Below are 14,947 nucleotides of genomic sequence, written 5' to 3'. Positions count from 1 at the left end.
GCTTTCATTGTCCGGCATGGAAAGGACGGTATGGGTTCCGAGCGACCCGAGCAGATCGCCCGCAGGCAACTCGAAGACGTCATCCTTCCGTTCTGGCTGGAGAACGGGATCGACACCGAGCACGGCGGGTTCCACACCTGCTTCGACAACCGCGGCAGGCGCCGGCTGTCCACGAACAAGTTCACCTGGTCGCAGGGGCGTTTCGTCTGGCTGCTCGCCCGCGCCGCCCGGCTCGCCGACCGCGGCCTGCTGCGTTTCGACTCGGGCACGCTCGTACGGCACGCCGAACGCGGCGCGGCCTTCCTGCTCGACCACGCCATCGGACCTGACGGCCGGTGCGCCTACGTCCTGGACGAGCGGGGCGGGACCGCGCTCGACGCGAAGGGCGGGCCGCTGCCCGCGGAGCGCAGCATCTTCGCCGACGCCTTCGTGGCCATGGGGCTCGCCGAGCTCACCCGGTACACCGGCTCGCCCGGCCACCTCCCCTTGATCGATGTGATCGTCCAGCGGATCGCGGACGACGTGGAGGCGGGTGATCCGCCGACGCCGCCGTACCCGCTGCCGCCCGGCTGCTCGGGGTTCGGCGCCCGCATGATCGTCCTCAACGCCCGGCTCGACCAGGCACGCGCGCACCAGGCGGTGTCCGCGCGAGATCCAAGAGACGCCCTGCCCTACGCGGACGAGTTGCGCGCCGCGCGCCGCGCGATGGTCGCGCACCGGGAGGAGAGCGGCCTGTTCACCGAGACGTTCGTGGCCGATCCCGGCATGCGGGACACGATCCTGGCCAGGCACCGCACCCCCGGTCACGCGCTGGAGGGGATCTGGATGGCGCTGGAGGCGGGCGACCTGCTCGGCGAGACCGGCGACCACGGTGACCTGGTCGCGGGCGTCTCCGCGCTGTGCGAATCCGGCTGGGACGACGAGCACGGCGGCCTGTTCCGCTACGTCGGCGTCTCCGGCCGGCCATCCGGCGGGCCGTACGAAGACCTGGTCAGGCGGACCTGGTCGACCAAGCTGTGGTGGGTGCACACGGAGGCCGCCTACACCACCCTGCTGGCGGCCGAGCGCTACGGCGATCGGGAAGCGGCCCGCTGGTTCGACCGGATCTGGGACTACACGCTCGGCACGTTCCCCGGCGGAGCGGACGGCGAGGAGTGGGTCCAGATCAGGGACCGGGCCGGGGCTCCGCTCGACGAGGTCGTCGCCCTGCCGGTCAAGGATCCGTACCACATCTCCAGGAACCTCATGCAGATCATCGAGCTCCGCGCTCAGGGAGACCAGCCGTGACGGCCACGAACACCGATCCCGTGATCAGGCGGGTCGCCGGACGTCTCGATGTCCGGATATACAGCGACAGGGCGGAGTCCGGCGCCGCGGCGGCGCGGGCCGCCGCCGCGGCGTTGCGGACGGCGCTCGCCACCCGCGACGAGGCGAGGGTGGTCTTCGCGGCCGCGCCCTCGCAGCGGGAGACGCTGGCCGGCCTGCGCGCGGCCGAGGGGATCGACTGGTCGAAGGTCGTCGTCTTCCACATGGACGAGTACATCGGCCTGCCCGCGGACGCGCCCCAGCGGTTCGGCCGCTTCCTCCACCACGAGCTCTGGAACGCCGTACGGCCGGGCGCGGTCCACGTGATCGACCCGGGCGACGACCCGGAGGCGGAGAGCGCGCGCTACGCCGGGCTGCTCGGCCGCGGCCCGATCGACCTGGTCTGCCTGGGCATCGGCGACAACGGCCACCTGGCGTTCAACGATCCTCCGGTGGCGGACTTCGCCGATCCCCTCGCGGTCAAGGTCGTCGAGCTCGACGACGCCTGCCGGCGGCAACAGGTCAGCGACGGGTGCTTCGCCACGCTCGCGGACGTGCCAGAGCGGGCGATCACCCTGACCGTTCCCACGCTGATGGCCGGGCGTACGCTGGTCGCCACCGTACCGGGCGTGAACAAGAGGGCCGCGCTCGCCGCCGCGCTCGACGGGCCGGTCGCCGAGAGCTGCCCCGCCTCCGTCCTGCGTACTCACCCGGACTGCACGCTCTTCGCCGACCTGGAGGCCCACCCTTGAGAATCACCGACGCCAAGGTCATCGTCACCAGTCCGGGGCGGAACTTCGTCACCCTGAAGATCACGACCTCGGACGGTGTCACCGGCATCGGCGACGCGACGCTCAACGGCAGGGAGCTCGCCGTCGCGTCCTACCTGCGCGACCACGTGTGCCCGCTGCTCATCGGCCGCGATCCCGCGCGCATCGAGGACACCTGGCAGTACCTCTACCGGGGCGCGTACTGGCGGCGCGGCCCGGTCACGATGACCGCGATCGCCGCCGTCGACACTGCCCTGTGGGACATCAAGGGCAAGGTCGCCGGGCTGCCCGTCTACCAGCTGCTCGGCGGGCGCTCCCGCGAGGGCGTCACGGTGTACGGCCACGCCAACGGCGAGACGATCCCCGAGGTCCTCGACGAGGTCGCGAAGTACGTCGACCTCGGCTACCGCGCGGTCCGCGTGCAGTGCGGCGTCCCCGGTCTCGACGCGACCTACGGCGTCAGCAAGGACAAGATGTTCTACGAGCCCGCCGACGCGACGCTGCCGAGCGAGGCCACCTGGTCGACCGAGCGCTACCTGCGCGTGGTGCCCGAGCTGTTCGCCGCCGTACGCGACCGCTTCGGCTACGACCTGCACGTCCTGCACGACATCCACCACCGGCTCACCCCGATCGAGGCCGGCGGGCTCGGCTCCCGGCTGCAGGAGTACGCGCCGTTCTGGCTGGAGGACCCGGTGCCGGCCGAGCTCCAGGACGGGTTCCGCCTGATCAGGCAGCACACCACGGCGCCGATCGCGGTCGGCGAGGTGTTCAACTCGATCTGGGACTGCGAGCAGCTGATCCGCGAGCAGCTCATCGACTACATCCGGGCCACGGTCGTCCACGCGGGCGGGATCACCCACCTGCGGCGGATCTTCGACCTCGCCGCGCTCCACCACGTGCGCACCGGCTCCCACGGCGCCACCGACCTCTCCCCCGTCTGCATGTCGGCCGCCCTCCACCTGGACATCGCCGTCCCCAACTTCGGCATCCAGGAGTACATGCGGCACACCGAGGCCACCGACGAGGTGTTCCCGCACGGTTACCGCTTCGCCGACGGTTACCTCCATCCGAGCGAGGAGCCCGGCCTCGGCGTGGACATCGACGAGAAGCTCGCCGCGCGCTACCCGTACGAACCGGCCTACCTGCCGGTCAACCGGCTGACGGACGGGAGCATGCACCATTGGTGAGGCTCAGCCGCGCCACCCTGTCCAGGATCGCGCCCGCCGCGCGCCCGCTCGCGGAGCCGCGCGTCACCGGCGTCGTGCACCTGGGCATCGGCGCCTTCCACCGGGCACACCAGGCCGTCTACACCGAGCGCGCCATGGCCGCGACCGGCGACGACCGCTGGGGCATCTGCGGCGCCAGCCAGCGCAGCACCGACGTGGCCGACCGGCTCCGCCCCCAGGACTGCCTGTACGGCGTGCGCGCCGGCGACGAGGTCCGTGTGGTCGGATCCGTGCGCGACGTGCTGGCCCCCGGTGACGACCTAGCCGCACGGCTGGCCGCACCGGAGACGGCGGTCGTCACGCTGACCATCACGGAGAAGGGATACCGCCGCGACCCGCCGCCCACCGCGATCGGGAGGCTCGTCTCCGGGCTGCGCGCCCGTGCCGCCGCGGACGCGGGCCCGCTCACCGTCATCTCCTGCGACAACCTCCCTGACAACGGCGCGACTCTCGCCGGGCTCGTGGCGGAGCTGTGCGAGCCGGCGCTGCTCGAATGGGTCGGGCAGAACGTCCGCTTCCCCGCGACCATGGTGGACCGGATCGTCCCCGCGACCACGCGGGCCGACCTGGACGACATGGCCGCCAGGCTCGGCGTGATCGACCTGGGCGCGGTCGTCACCGAGCCGTTCGCGCAGTGGGTGATCGAGGACTCCTTCGCCGGGGAGCGGCCGGCCTGGGACAGGGCGGGCGCGCTCCTGGTGGGTGACGTACGGCCGTACGAGCGCATGAAGCTGCGCCTGCTCAACGGCGGCCATTCGGCCATCGCCTACCTGTCGGGGGCGGCGCACGTGTCCGAGGCCATGGGCGACGCCGCGTTCGCCGGGTTCCTCCGCCGGCTGATGGACGACGACCTCTCGCCCACCTTGGACGGGCTGGAGGGGTTCGACCTCGCTGAGTACAAGGAGTCGCTGCTGACCAGGTTCGCCAACCCCGGCCTGCGGCACCGCGTCGCGCAGATCGCGGCGGACGGCTCGCAGAAGCTGCCGCAGCGCCTGCTGGACCCGGCCCGCGACCGGCTGGCCGGCGGGCACGAGCCCCGGTGGATCGCGCTGGTCGTGGCCGGGTGGATGCGGCACGTCACCACGTCACGCGAACTGGACGACCCGCTGGCCGGCCGTCTGCGCGGAGACGCGACGGCCACCGCCGCGGCGACCGTGAACCGCCTGCTGGCCATCGAGGAGGTCTTCGGCGCCGACCTGCGGGAGAACCGGGTCTTCCGCGCGCTGGTCACGGACGGCCTGGAGCGGCTCAACGCCGACGGCGCCGCCGCCACCCTCCGCGCGCTCGACGCCGGCCCGCCGTGACACAGGCCGCGGTCCTGCGCTGGTCAGGACAGCAGGCCGTCGGTTCTGCGCTGGTGGTCAGGACAGCAGGCCGCGATCCAGCGCGGCCATCACGGCGGCCGTGCGGTCGGAGACGCCGAGCTTCTTGAAGGTCCGAAGCAGGTACGTCTTGACGGTGGCCTCGCTGATGAACAGCGCGCCGCCGATCTCCGCGTTGGTCAGGCCCTGACCGACCAGCCGGAGGACCTCGCACTCACGGTCGGACAGGGGTGATGGCCCGGCCCCGCGGGCGCGGAAGAGCTTGCCGGCGAGGGAGGGGGTGAGCACGGTCTCCCCTCGGGCGGCGCTTCGGACGGCGTCGATGAGTTCCCTGCGTGAGCTGCCTTTCAGCAGGTAGCCCGCAGCGCCCGCCTCCACCGCACGCAGGATGTCGGTGTCGTCCTCGTAGGTGGTGACGATGACGACCCTGCTGCCGGGCGACTGACGCAGGATGTGCTCGGTGGCCGTGACGCCGTCCATGCCGCCCATGCGCAGATCCAGCAGGATGATGTCCGGCCGGAGCGCCTGCGCCTGGACGACCGCCTCCTCCCCGGAGCCGGCCTCGCCGACGACGGTGATGCCGTCCGCGGACTCCAGCATGGCGATGAGGCCCTCCCGCACCACCGGGTGATCGTCGGCCAGCAGGACCCTGACCGGACTTCCCTCAGCCACTCTTGACCATGCTCCCCATGGGTACGTCCACTTCGACGACGGTGCCCTCACCGGGGTGGCTGGTGACGGTCACCGTCCCGTCGATCTCCTCCACCCGGGCCCGCATGCCACGCAGACCGTACCCTTTCTGGGCGTCGTCCGGCGTGAAGCCCTCGCCGTCGTCACGGATCAGCAGGCGGACGCCGTCTTCCTCGAAGGTCATCGTCACCTCCACCGTGCGGGCCCGCCTGGCGTGCTTGCGCACGTTGGCGATCGCCTCCTGCACCGAACGCAACAGGACGACGTTCATCGGCATCGGCAGCGGTCTCTCCGCGCCCTCGACCGAGGTGCGCACGTCCAGGCCGGTCTCGGCGGCCAGGTTGTCCGTCTGACCGCGTACGGCCTGCACCAGCGAACCGCCACGCAGGGTGGGCGGGGTCAGGGCCGCGACGAAGCCGCGAGCCTCGGCGAGGGAGTCCCTGGCCACCTGCCCGGCCCGCGACAGCTGCCTGGACGCCTGGTCCGGCGCGTCGCGCACATTCGACTCCGCCGCCTGGACGAGGCTGATGATGCTGGTCAGGCCCTGGGCAAGAGTGTCGTGGATCTCTCTGGCCAGCCGTTCGCGCTCGGCGGAGATGCCGGCCTCGTGGGAGAGCCGGGCCACTCGCTCCCGGCTGCGCCGCAACTCCTCGATGAGCCGGCCGCGCTCCCGGCTCTGGCGGGTCACCCGCTTGATCCACAACCCGAGCAGGATCGACAGCGCGAGGCTCAGCAGCGAGATGGGGAGCAGCCCCCAGACGCTCACCTCCGGCTCCTCGCTCCTGGCCCACACCATCGCCACCGGAAACAGGTTGGCCACGGCGACCAGCACGACGGCCGGCTTCATCGGCAGGCTCATGATCAGCATCGGGGCCACCGCGAACATCGCGAAGAAGCCGATGTAGCCGAACGTCGTGGTGACGCAGAACAGCAGCACGAGCCCGAGCGCGAAGACGAGGTTCTTCGGCCCGTACGTGTGAGTGGTCATCAGGCTTCGCCCGAGGCCGGCGTACCAGGGCACGATCAGCGTCAGCACGCCGATCGCGATGGCGTGGTGGACCTGGGAGTCGTCGGAGATGAACAGCAGGGCCGACGTGACGAGGTAGGAGACGGCGAAGATGCCGTCCCACAGGCCGAACCAGCCGGCCCCCGCCTCGGGGCCGTGGCGCTCGCCGGCCTGCTCCTCGTCGTCGTGAGATCGCTTGCGCACGTCAACAGTCGTATCACGGGCGCGCACCGTGTCCACCGAACGGTTGACAACCGCAACCACCGTTCGGTCGTCTCGCGCGAAAACGCCCGTCCCTACGGTTCAAGTAGGCGAGAAAAACCCCCACGAACTTGGATTTACCCAATGAGCCAGTTCCTCTCCGCTCTCATCGCGAGCGGCTCCATTCTGACCATCATCCTGGCGACCGACCTGGGACACCGCCGCATCACCACGATGCGGATGCTGCGGTCGATGATCGCGGTCGCCGTGATCATCGTGATCTTCGTGCACTCCTTCCCGACGCAGGGCAACGACCTGTCGCTGCAGCTCGTAGGGATCGGCACAGGGGTGATCTGCGGGCTCATCGCCGGCGCCCTGCTGCCCGCCTACGTACATAAGTCCTCCGGTGAGCTGCACACCTTCGGCGGGATCGGCTACGCGCTGGTGTGGATCGTGCTCTCCGCAGGCCGGGTCGTGTTCGCGTACGGCGCCGACAACTGGTTCGCCGAGGACCTCGTCCGGTTCTCCATCGACTACCGGATCAGCGGGCCGGACACCTATGCCAACACCTTCGTCTTCATGGCGCTGGCCATGGTCCTGACCCGTACCGCCGTCCTCCTGACCAAGATGCGCAAGCTGAGGGGCGGAGCCGCGACGGACGAGGACCCCTTGCCGGCGAAGACCCCTTGACGTTGACCCCTTTGACGAGGAAGCGAGACAGCCAAGTGAAAAACACCATGAGGCTCCGGCCGCCGCGCAACCGGGTGGACAGCCGCGCGATCGGCTGGTGGACGGCACAGTCCGCGGTGTTCGCCCTGCCCCTGCCGCTCACCTTCGGGATCCTGTGGGCCTCGATCCCGCCGACCCGTCAGCTCTTCATGTGGTTCACCGTGCTCTCTCTGATCCCCGGACTCCTCTACATGGCCGTCATGCCGTCGTGGCGTTACCGGGTGCACCGCTGGGAGGCCACCGAGGAGGCGGTCTACTCGGCCTCCGGCTGGCTCTGGCAGCAGTGGCGGATCGTCCCGCTGTCCCGCGTTCAGACCGTAGACACGCTGCGCGGCCCGCTCCAGCAGTTGTTCGGGCTCTCCGGCGTCACCGTGACCACCGCCTCGTCCTCCGCGGTCACCATCAAGGGGCTCGATCGCAGGACCGGTGACGATCTCGTCGAGCTCCTAACGCGATACACGCAGGCCGTACCGGGGGACGCCGCATGACGTACGAGAACGATCTCCTGCACCCGGCCTGCGCCGAGCCCCGCCCATGGGGGCGGCTGAGCGGCCGGCTCATCCTGGTCAACCTGATCGTCCTGGTCGCCCCGCCGGCCATGCTCCTGATCAGCCTGCTCGTCACCGGCGGGGAGACGAACCTCCAGATCCTCATCACCCTCGGTTCGCTGGCCATCACCTGCCTGGTCATCGGCGGGGCCGGGATGATGCGGCTGGCGACCACCAGGTACCGGATCACCGGCGAACGGTTCGAGCTCCACTCGGGCCTGTTCTTCCGCAGCCGGCGATCGATCCCGGTCGGCCGCGTTCGCGGCATCGACCTGACGGCCGGCCTCGTGTACCGGATCTTCGGCCTGACCACGCTCAGGATCGACACCGGCGGACAGAGCGCCGCCGCCGGGCGCGGAGTGCGGCTGGACGGCATCGCCAAGGCGGACGCCGCCGCGCTGCGCGCCCGGATCATCGAGCTGCGCGACGCGGGTCACGTCAGGAGCGCGGCCGAGAGTGATCTCATCAGCGAGCTCGACCGGTCCTGGCTGCGGTACGGCCCACTCACCGTCTGGGGAGTCGGCGGCGTGCTCGCCGCGGCGGGCAGCGTCTACCGGACCCTGCACGAGATGAAGATCGACCCCCTCGAACTCGGTGTCGTCAAGGACCTCGTGCACCGCTTCGGCTCCGTCCCGCTCTGGTACGGCGTCCTGATGTCGGTCCTCGTCATCGTCGCCCTCGGCATGGCCGGCTCGACCGCTGCCTTCGTCGAGAACTGGAGCGGATACGAACTGCGACGCGGCGACGGCGGGATCTTCCAGATCCGCCGCGGGCTGCTGGCCACCCGCTCGGTGACCATCGAGGAACGGCGGCTGCGCGGAGTCGAGCTGGTCGAGCCGATCCCGCTGCGCTGGGCCGGAGGCGCCAAGCTCAACGCCGTCGCCGGTGGCCTGGGCGACCAGGAGGAGAACCGCAGGCGCCGGGCCCTGACCCCGCCGGTCCCCCGTGCCGAGGCCCTGCGGATCGCCGCCGAGGTGCTGCCGGCCGTCACCCACTCCGAGAGCGAACCGCTGAGCCGAGTCGGCCTCGCGCCGCACCCACGGGCCGCGCTGCGCGGGAGGATCAACCGGGCACTGGCCGCGGCGGTCCTGATCGCGGCCGTCCCCGTCGGTCTGGGGCTGTGGCTCGGCCCCGCGCTGGTCGCCGTCGGCTGCGTCACCGGCCTGGTGCTGGCGTTGATCTTGGTGGCCCTGGCCTATGACGCGTACCGGACGCTCGGCAACGGGATGCGCGGCCGTTACCTCGTCGCCGCCTCCGGGGCGTTCACCCATCGCACCGTCGCTCTCCGGCAGGAGGGGATCATCGGCTGGACCATCACCCGGTCGGCGTTCCAGCGCCGTACCGGCCTGCTCACCCTCGGCGCCACCACCTCGGCGGGAGACGGCGTCTACAAGGTCCGCGACGTGTCCATGGATCATGGACTGGCTCTCGCCGAGGCCGCGGTACCCCGGCTGCTCGCCCCGTTCATCGAGCATGAGAGGCAACCGCGGACTCTCACACGTGTGAGTGGCCGATCGCGCACCCGATCAGCGGAATCCGTCAAGTGATCTAGACGGACCCAGTTCGGACGCATATTTTTCAGGGAGCCCCACCACGGCATCCTCGAAAAAGGGAGCGCGATGAACCATCAGCCTTCTCAGGATCAGCGGCTCACCCGACGGCAGGCACTGGCGGGAGCGGCGGCCGTCGGCGGCGCACCGCTCATCATCGGAGCGGCGGCTCCGGCATCGGCGTCGACCGGACACCACGGCCATGAACCCAGCACCGAATTACGCCGCATGCTGCGCGAGATAAGCGCGGGGAACATCAAGCGGACCGTCATGAAGCTCGTCTCGTTCGGCACCAGGAACACCCTTTCCGCGCAGGACGACTCCAGCCGCGGCATCGGCGCCGCCAGGGACTGGCTGTTCGAGGAGTTCAAGAAGGCGGCGGCGCCGTCCGGCGGCCGGATGACCGTGGAGTTGCAGACCTTCGTCCAGCCGGCCCAGCCCCCGCGGTATCCGCAGCCGACGCCGGTCACCAACGTCGTGGCGACGTTGCACGGCGCCCAGGCCGAGTCGAAGGGCCGTACCTACGTGGTGAGCGGCCACTACGACTCGATGCCCACTCTGGTCACCGACTTCGCCGGCGACGCGCCTGGGGCCAACGACGACGCCTCCGGGGTGGCCGCCGTGCTGGAGATGGCCAGGGTGATGGCGACCCGGACGTTCGACGCGACCATCGTCTTCATGGCCGTCGCCGGCGAGGAGCAGGGTCTGTGGGGCTCCACGTACTTCGCCGAGCAGGCCAAGCAGCAGAACCGCGACATCGCCGGCATGTTCACCAACGACATCATCGGCAGCTCCGTGGGGCAGAACGGCATCCGCGACCCGTACACGGTGCGGATCTTCGCCGAGGGGCTGGCGTCGGTCCCGGCCACGGCCGAGGCCGACTGGCGGCGGTACGGCGGCGGCGAGACCGAGTCCTCCTCCCGCCAGCTCGCCAGGTTCGTCAAGGAGGTCGCCGAGAATGAGGCGACCCGCATGAAAGTGAAGATCATCTACCGTCGCGACCGGTTCGGGCGGGGCGGCGACCACATCCCGTTCCTGGAACAGGGCTATTCCGCGGCGCGGTTCACCGAGATCAACGAAGACTGGCGCCACCAGCACCAGGACGTGCGCGTGGAGAACGGCGTGCAGATCGGTGACCTGCCCGAGTTCTGCGACTTCGACTACATCGCCCGGGTCGCCCGGGTGAACGCCATCTCGCTCGCCTCGCTGGCGATCGCGCCGGCCGCGCCCACCGGCGCCGTGATGGACACGAGCGGCTTCGACACCGACACCACGCTCACCTGGATCGCCAACACCGAGCCCGACCTGGCCGGCTACGAGGTCGTGATGCGGGCGACGACCGACCCGGAATGGACGAAGACCATCGAGGTCGGCGACGTCACCACGGTCACGCTGAAGAATATCTTCAAGGACAACCATTTCTTCGGTGTACGGGCGGTCGACGAGGCGGGTAACCGCAGCCCGGTCAGCTTCCCCGGCCGCGCCTAGCGAGCTTTGAACGGCCTGGTCCTCCCGGCGAGCCGATGAAGGCGTCCGGTAATCCGCGATGGCACCATGACAAGCACGTCGTACCAGGTGAGAGGTGCTGAGGATGAGTCGCGAGCGCCGGGGTGCGGTCACGTCGTGAGCGAACGCAAGGTCGTCAAGCCGACTCCGGCCGAGCTCATGGAGGACACCGGGACCGGTGTCGACTACGGGGTCCGGCCGGACCGCCTGCCCGGCTTCCTCACCCCGATCGACCGTTTCTTCCTGCGCGGCCACGCGCCGACTCCGCGCCTGGACGCGGCGACGTGGTCGCTAAGGATCGAAGGAGACGGGGTACGCGAGCCGGTCACCTACGGCTACGCCGATCTGTGGGAGCGCTTTCCGCTGGTCTCGATGGTCCGCACGATCGAGTGCGCGGGTAATCGCCGGGTGCTCTTCGGCGAGGCGTACGGACGCGGGTTCGCGGGCACGCAGTGGGGGCGCGGCGCGATCGGCACCGCGGAATGGACCGGTGTCCGGCTGCGTGATCTGCTCGAACGGGCGGGGATCACGGCAGAGGCCCGTGAGGTCATGCCGGAGGCGCTCGACCGGATCCGGGCCCGCCGTCCCATGCCGCTGGCCAAGGCGCTCGCCGACGACACCCTGCTCGCCTTGGCCATGAACGGCGAGACGTTGCCGCCCGACCACGGATTTCCCGCCCGGGTGGTGGTGTCCGGCTGGCTCGGCGCCGCCAGCATCAAGTGGGTGGGCCGGATCGAGGTCTCCGAGCAGCCGCTGCGTGTTCCGTGGAACACCGAGGACTACGTACTGATCGGCCCCGATTATCCGTCCGGCCCGGTGCCGATCACCGGCCTGCCGGTGGCGAGCCTGGTCGAACTGCCGTGGCCGGCCCGGCTGCGGCCGGGACCACAGGTCGTCCGGGGGCGTGCGTTCGCCGGGGAGAACGCGGTCACGGCCGTCGAATACCGCGTCGACGACGGCCCGTGGCGGCCGGCGTCGCTGACCGAGCCCCGGCTGCCGGCGATCTGGGTGCGCTGGCAGTTCGCCTGGGATGCCCGGCCGGGCGATCACACCATCCAGGTACGCGCCACCGACGATCAGGGCCGCACCCAGCCCGGCACCGTTCCGTGGAACGATCTCGGCTACCTCAATCACGCGGTGCTGTCCCATCCCGTCCGGGTCGAGCCGTAGAGGGGGTCCCCGACAAGATCATGGTGCGACATGGGTGCCGTCTCCGTCGACGAGCGCGGCCAAGTGGGCGCGACCGGATATGCCCAGCTTGACGTATGCCCTGGCCAGGGTGTTGTTGACGGTTGAGACCGAAAGTCCGAGTTGTTCGGCGATCTGCCGGCTGCTGCGCCCGGCCGCCAGCAGGGCCACCTCTCGTTCCCTGCGGGTGAGCAGGGTGGTGAGTTCGCCGCGGCCGAGCAGAGGGGTCTTGGCGCCCTCGCATCTGGCGAGCAACTCGGCCGCCCGCTGCCGGGACAGCGTCGCGATGGACCCCTTTCCGTGCGCCCGATGGGCGCGGGCGGCGGCGGAGACCGCTTCTGCGGCCAGCAGGTGGTGCCCCAGCGAGGCGAACGCGGTGCCCGCCTGGCTGAGGGCGTGTCCGTCGGCGTCGCTCAGGCCGGCCGACGCGGTCGCCAGCGCGTGGGCCAGCGGGGTGTCCAAGCAGCCCGCCAGTTCCTTGAGACGTGCTTGTTCACCGGCGCCCCCGAGGCGGACGGCGTGGTAGCGCGCCATGGCTTCGACGGCGGGAAGCCCGCTCGCCTGGGCGAGTCCGGCGGCACGCCCGCATCGCGCCGCCGCCTCGGTGATGCTTCCCTCGGCGGCCAGGATCCAGGCGTGGGCGAGTTCGGTCCATGGTGCGAAGAGCCGGTTCGCACCGTTGGCCTGCCGGTCGGCCTGATCCATCCACGTGCGGGCGGCGGCGGGGTCGCCACCGATCGCGGTCGCGGTGGCCAGAGCGGCCAGGAAGAAGCGGGTCAGCCGGAAGGTGTCCCTGCCCTCCAGGGCGACGATCGCCTGGCGTAGCGATGCGGCGGCACTCTTCGGACGGCCCTGGGCGCATTCGATGAGTCCGCGGAACCCGAGAAAGCCCGGCGACATCAGCGGGGACGGCCCGGACAGAACCTCACGGTAACCGTCGTCGGCGATCTCCCATGCCACGTGGAGATCACCCAGGACGAGCCCCGCCAAGGATCGGGCGATGCCCAGCTCCACCGTTCCCCAGGGCAGCTCGGCCTGGCGGCGGCCGGCCACGGACAACCCCTGCTGGTAGTAGCGGGCCGCCAGGTCGGCGCGTCCCAGGAACCCCGTCGCCGCGGTGGCCGCCGCGGCGGCCCAGACCACGGCCTGCGGATGGGCCGAGTCCGATGCCAGGAGTTCGTCCGCGAGTTGGAGGGCGGCCGGGCAGCGCGCGTCGAACAACAGGATCCAGGTACGGATCCCGTCGGCCAGCTCGCCATCGGGCGCGCCCGCGGCCAGGTCCAGAGTCCGCTCGGCGGCGTCGGCGTCACCGGAGCCCCAGTACAGCGTCTCAGCGCGGGCGACGGCCCACCGCACCCGGCCGGGGCCGGAGGGTGGCGTGGTGGAGAGGACCGCCGCGGCCTCGGCGCTGCGGCCGCGATACTCCAGGATCTGCGCCAGGAGCGCGTCGGCCTGGGCGCCTGGCCGCGCACTACGGGCCGCTCGCGCGAGCCGCTCGGCCAGAGCCAGGTCGGCCCGGTCGACGGCCTGGCGGGCGCCGCTGCGCAGCAGGTCAGGACGTACCGGCAGGCCGCATTCGACCTGCCACACCGCCGCCCGCAGGGCGTCGTCGCGACGTCGCAGAGGCCCGCTGAGCGTGGCTTCGAGCAGCCGGCGCCGCAGTTGACGCGCCCGGGCCGCGGACATCGCGTCGATGATCACCTCCCGGTACAGCGGGTGTACGAGCCGCATGGACCTGCGGGCGCCGGAGCGGTCGGCGGTGACCATCCCGGCCGTCTCGGCCTGCTCGACCGCGGCCAGGTCCGCGACCTGCTCGAGCACGCTCAGTGACAACGGCTCTCCGCAGGCCAGCAAGTCGCACACCAGGCGGGCATCGGCACTGATGCCGTCCAGCCGGCCGATCAACAGCGCGCGAAGCCTCTCATGAGGGGCGAAGTCGTGCGCCAGCCGCCACACGCCGTAGTCCTGGCTCAACGCCCCCGAGTCGATCGCCCCGAGCACCAGCTCACGCAGGGTCAAGGGGTTGCCCTCTGACCGCTGGTGCAACGCCCGGCGGGTGTAGCCGTCCACATCGCCGGGCAGCACACGATCGAGCAGTTCGTCAACGGCGCTGACGGGCAGCGGCACCACCTCGGTGCGATGGCAGAAGCCGTCCTTCCACAGCGCCGTGATCGCATCGGACGTCTCGACCCCGCGGCGAACGGTGATCAGCAGGAAGGCCAGCCGGTGGCTGGCCAGGTGGCTCAGAACGGCGGCCGACGCGTCATCCAGCAGGTGAGCGTCGTCGACGCCGATCGCCACCCGCGTACGCCCTCCCCGCTTCCGCGCATTGGTGGCGATCGCGGATAAGACGGCCAGCCCGTCACCATCGGGACGCCAGTCATCAGGCAGCAGATGCGCCACCGCGCCGAACGGAATCGACCCCATCGCGGCCGTGGCCGCCACCCAGCACGTCGTGATCCCGTCCGAGGCGATGCCGTCCAGCGCCTCGCGCGCGAGCCAGGTCTTGCCCACCCCGGCCTCGCCCGTCAGGACGACACCGGAGACCCCTATATCGGAAAAACTGGCTCGAATGCTTTCTATCTCCGCCTCACGCCCCACGAAAGGCCACAGCCGCATTACGCCTCCATTTGCCAGCATCAACAGTGTTTCGTCACTCGGCATCGCGTGGATGGCCTGACGCTGCACCCCCCTGGTCCAAACCGGTAACCGCCCCGGCACGAGATGCCCAAATAGGGCATTTACGGGGATCTATCCGCCGATTTCGCCCAGAAATACGGTCGGCGCGGTCCGCACTTCCCACGGTCAGCCCTTTACCGTTTTCACATGAGCGCGCCCCGCGATGACGTGGCGGTCCGGCGCTGCGCCGAATCGTTCAGCACGCGCGGGACCGCCGAACGTCATCC

12 protein-coding genes are annotated in these 14,947 nt (G+C 70.7%); 9 read left to right on the top strand and 3 right to left on the bottom strand.

From position 1 onward, the window contains the following. The first annotated feature begins 30 nt into the window (after positions 1–30). Genes ITP53_RS01015 through ITP53_RS01000 form a run of 4 tightly spaced genes read left to right on the top strand, consistent with a single transcriptional unit; the run spans position 31 to position 4,605 of the window. The gene (locus ITP53_RS01015) at positions 31–1,287 is read left to right on the top strand and encodes an AGE family epimerase/isomerase (protein ID WP_195893336.1); all 1,257 of its coding nucleotides are present in this window, start codon (positions 31–33) and stop codon (positions 1,285–1,287) included. Further along, positions 1,284–2,057 (top strand): glucosamine-6-phosphate deaminase, encoded by a 774-nt coding sequence (locus tag ITP53_RS01010; protein WP_195893335.1) that lies wholly within the window; start codon positions 1,284–1,286, stop codon positions 2,055–2,057. The genes ITP53_RS01015 and ITP53_RS01010 overlap by 4 nt, the downstream gene beginning before the upstream one ends. Next, entirely contained in the window at positions 2,054–3,262 is a 1,209-nt protein-coding gene (gene manD / locus ITP53_RS01005) for a D-mannonate dehydratase ManD (protein ID WP_195893334.1), read from the top strand. Before ITP53_RS01010 ends, manD begins: the two co-directional genes overlap by 4 nt. Continuing rightward, a complete protein-coding gene (locus ITP53_RS01000; protein WP_207755387.1) occupies positions 3,259–4,605 on the top strand; it encodes a mannitol dehydrogenase family protein in 1,347 nt (448 codons plus the stop codon). The genes manD and ITP53_RS01000 overlap by 4 nt, the downstream gene beginning before the upstream one ends. Before the next feature lie 57 nt (positions 4,606–4,662). On the opposite strand, the gene ITP53_RS00995 is transcribed toward ITP53_RS01000, so the two are convergent. Both ITP53_RS00995 and ITP53_RS00990 read right to left on the bottom strand, forming a co-directional pair. Next, complete coding sequence (locus ITP53_RS00995; protein WP_195893332.1) at positions 4,663–5,295, bottom strand: response regulator; 633 nt, start codon at positions 5,293–5,295, stop codon at positions 4,663–4,665. After that, the gene (locus tag ITP53_RS00990; protein ID WP_207755386.1) at positions 5,288–6,523 is read right to left on the bottom strand and encodes a sensor histidine kinase; all 1,236 of its coding nucleotides are present in this window, start codon (positions 6,521–6,523) and stop codon (positions 5,288–5,290) included. Before ITP53_RS00990 ends, ITP53_RS00995 begins: the two co-directional genes overlap by 8 nt. A 141-nt stretch (positions 6,524–6,664) precedes the next feature. Between ITP53_RS00990 and ITP53_RS00985 the strand changes: the two genes are divergently transcribed. From ITP53_RS00985 to ITP53_RS00965, 5 genes are all read left to right on the top strand, one after another. After that, a complete protein-coding gene (locus ITP53_RS00985) occupies positions 6,665–7,210 on the top strand; it encodes a hypothetical protein (RefSeq protein ID WP_207755385.1) in 546 nt (181 codons plus the stop codon). Positions 7,211–7,257: 47 nt separating this feature from the next. After that, a complete protein-coding gene (locus ITP53_RS00980; protein ID WP_195893330.1) occupies positions 7,258–7,737 on the top strand; it encodes a PH domain-containing protein in 480 nt (159 codons plus the stop codon). Beyond that, positions 7,734–9,344, top strand: a complete 1,611-nt coding sequence (locus ITP53_RS00975) for a PH domain-containing protein (protein ID WP_195893329.1) — start codon at positions 7,734–7,736, stop codon at positions 9,342–9,344. The genes ITP53_RS00980 and ITP53_RS00975 overlap by 4 nt, the downstream gene beginning before the upstream one ends. Before the next feature lie 72 nt (positions 9,345–9,416). Beyond that, positions 9,417–10,835, top strand: coding sequence for a M20/M25/M40 family metallo-hydrolase (locus tag ITP53_RS00970; protein ID WP_195893328.1), 1,419 nt, complete (start codon positions 9,417–9,419; stop codon positions 10,833–10,835). A 135-nt stretch (positions 10,836–10,970) separates the two neighbouring features. Continuing rightward, the gene (locus ITP53_RS00965) at positions 10,971–12,023 is read left to right on the top strand and encodes a sulfite oxidase (protein WP_195893327.1); all 1,053 of its coding nucleotides are present in this window, start codon (positions 10,971–10,973) and stop codon (positions 12,021–12,023) included. A gap of 18 nt (positions 12,024–12,041) precedes the next feature. Here ITP53_RS00965 and ITP53_RS00960 read toward each other — a convergent pair whose 3' ends face one another. Further along, positions 12,042–14,660: a helix-turn-helix transcriptional regulator gene (locus ITP53_RS00960; protein WP_195893326.1), complete on the bottom strand. Its 2,619-nt coding sequence runs from the start codon at positions 14,658–14,660 to the stop codon at positions 12,042–12,044. Positions 14,661–14,947: the final 287 nt, after the last annotated feature.

The sequence above is a fragment of the Nonomuraea cypriaca genome (genome assembly GCF_015645445.1).
Classification (GTDB): domain Bacteria; phylum Actinomycetota; class Actinomycetes; order Streptosporangiales; family Streptosporangiaceae; genus Nonomuraea; species Nonomuraea cypriaca.
The sequence above is the reverse complement of the archived record's forward strand: the minus strand, read 5'-3'. Positions and strand labels throughout refer to the sequence as shown.

Excerpts from the sequence above, each read along its gene's own strand:
- ITP53_RS01015 (WP_195893336.1), top strand. The coding sequence starts at position 31 with ATGGGTTCCGAGCGACCCGAGCAGATCGCCCGCAGGCAACTCGAAGAC.
- ITP53_RS00985 (WP_207755385.1), top strand. The coding sequence starts at position 6,665 with ATGAGCCAGTTCCTCTCCGCTCTCATCGCGAGCGGCTCCATTCTGACC.
- ITP53_RS00980 (WP_195893330.1), top strand. The coding sequence starts at position 7,258 with ATGAGGCTCCGGCCGCCGCGCAACCGGGTGGACAGCCGCGCGATCGGC.
- ITP53_RS00975 (WP_195893329.1), top strand. The coding sequence starts at position 7,734 with ATGACGTACGAGAACGATCTCCTGCACCCGGCCTGCGCCGAGCCCCGC.
- ITP53_RS00970 (WP_195893328.1), top strand. The coding sequence starts at position 9,417 with ATGAACCATCAGCCTTCTCAGGATCAGCGGCTCACCCGACGGCAGGCA.
- ITP53_RS00960 (WP_195893326.1), bottom strand. The coding sequence starts at position 14,660 with ATGCGGCTGTGGCCTTTCGTGGGGCGTGAGGCGGAGATAGAAAGCATT.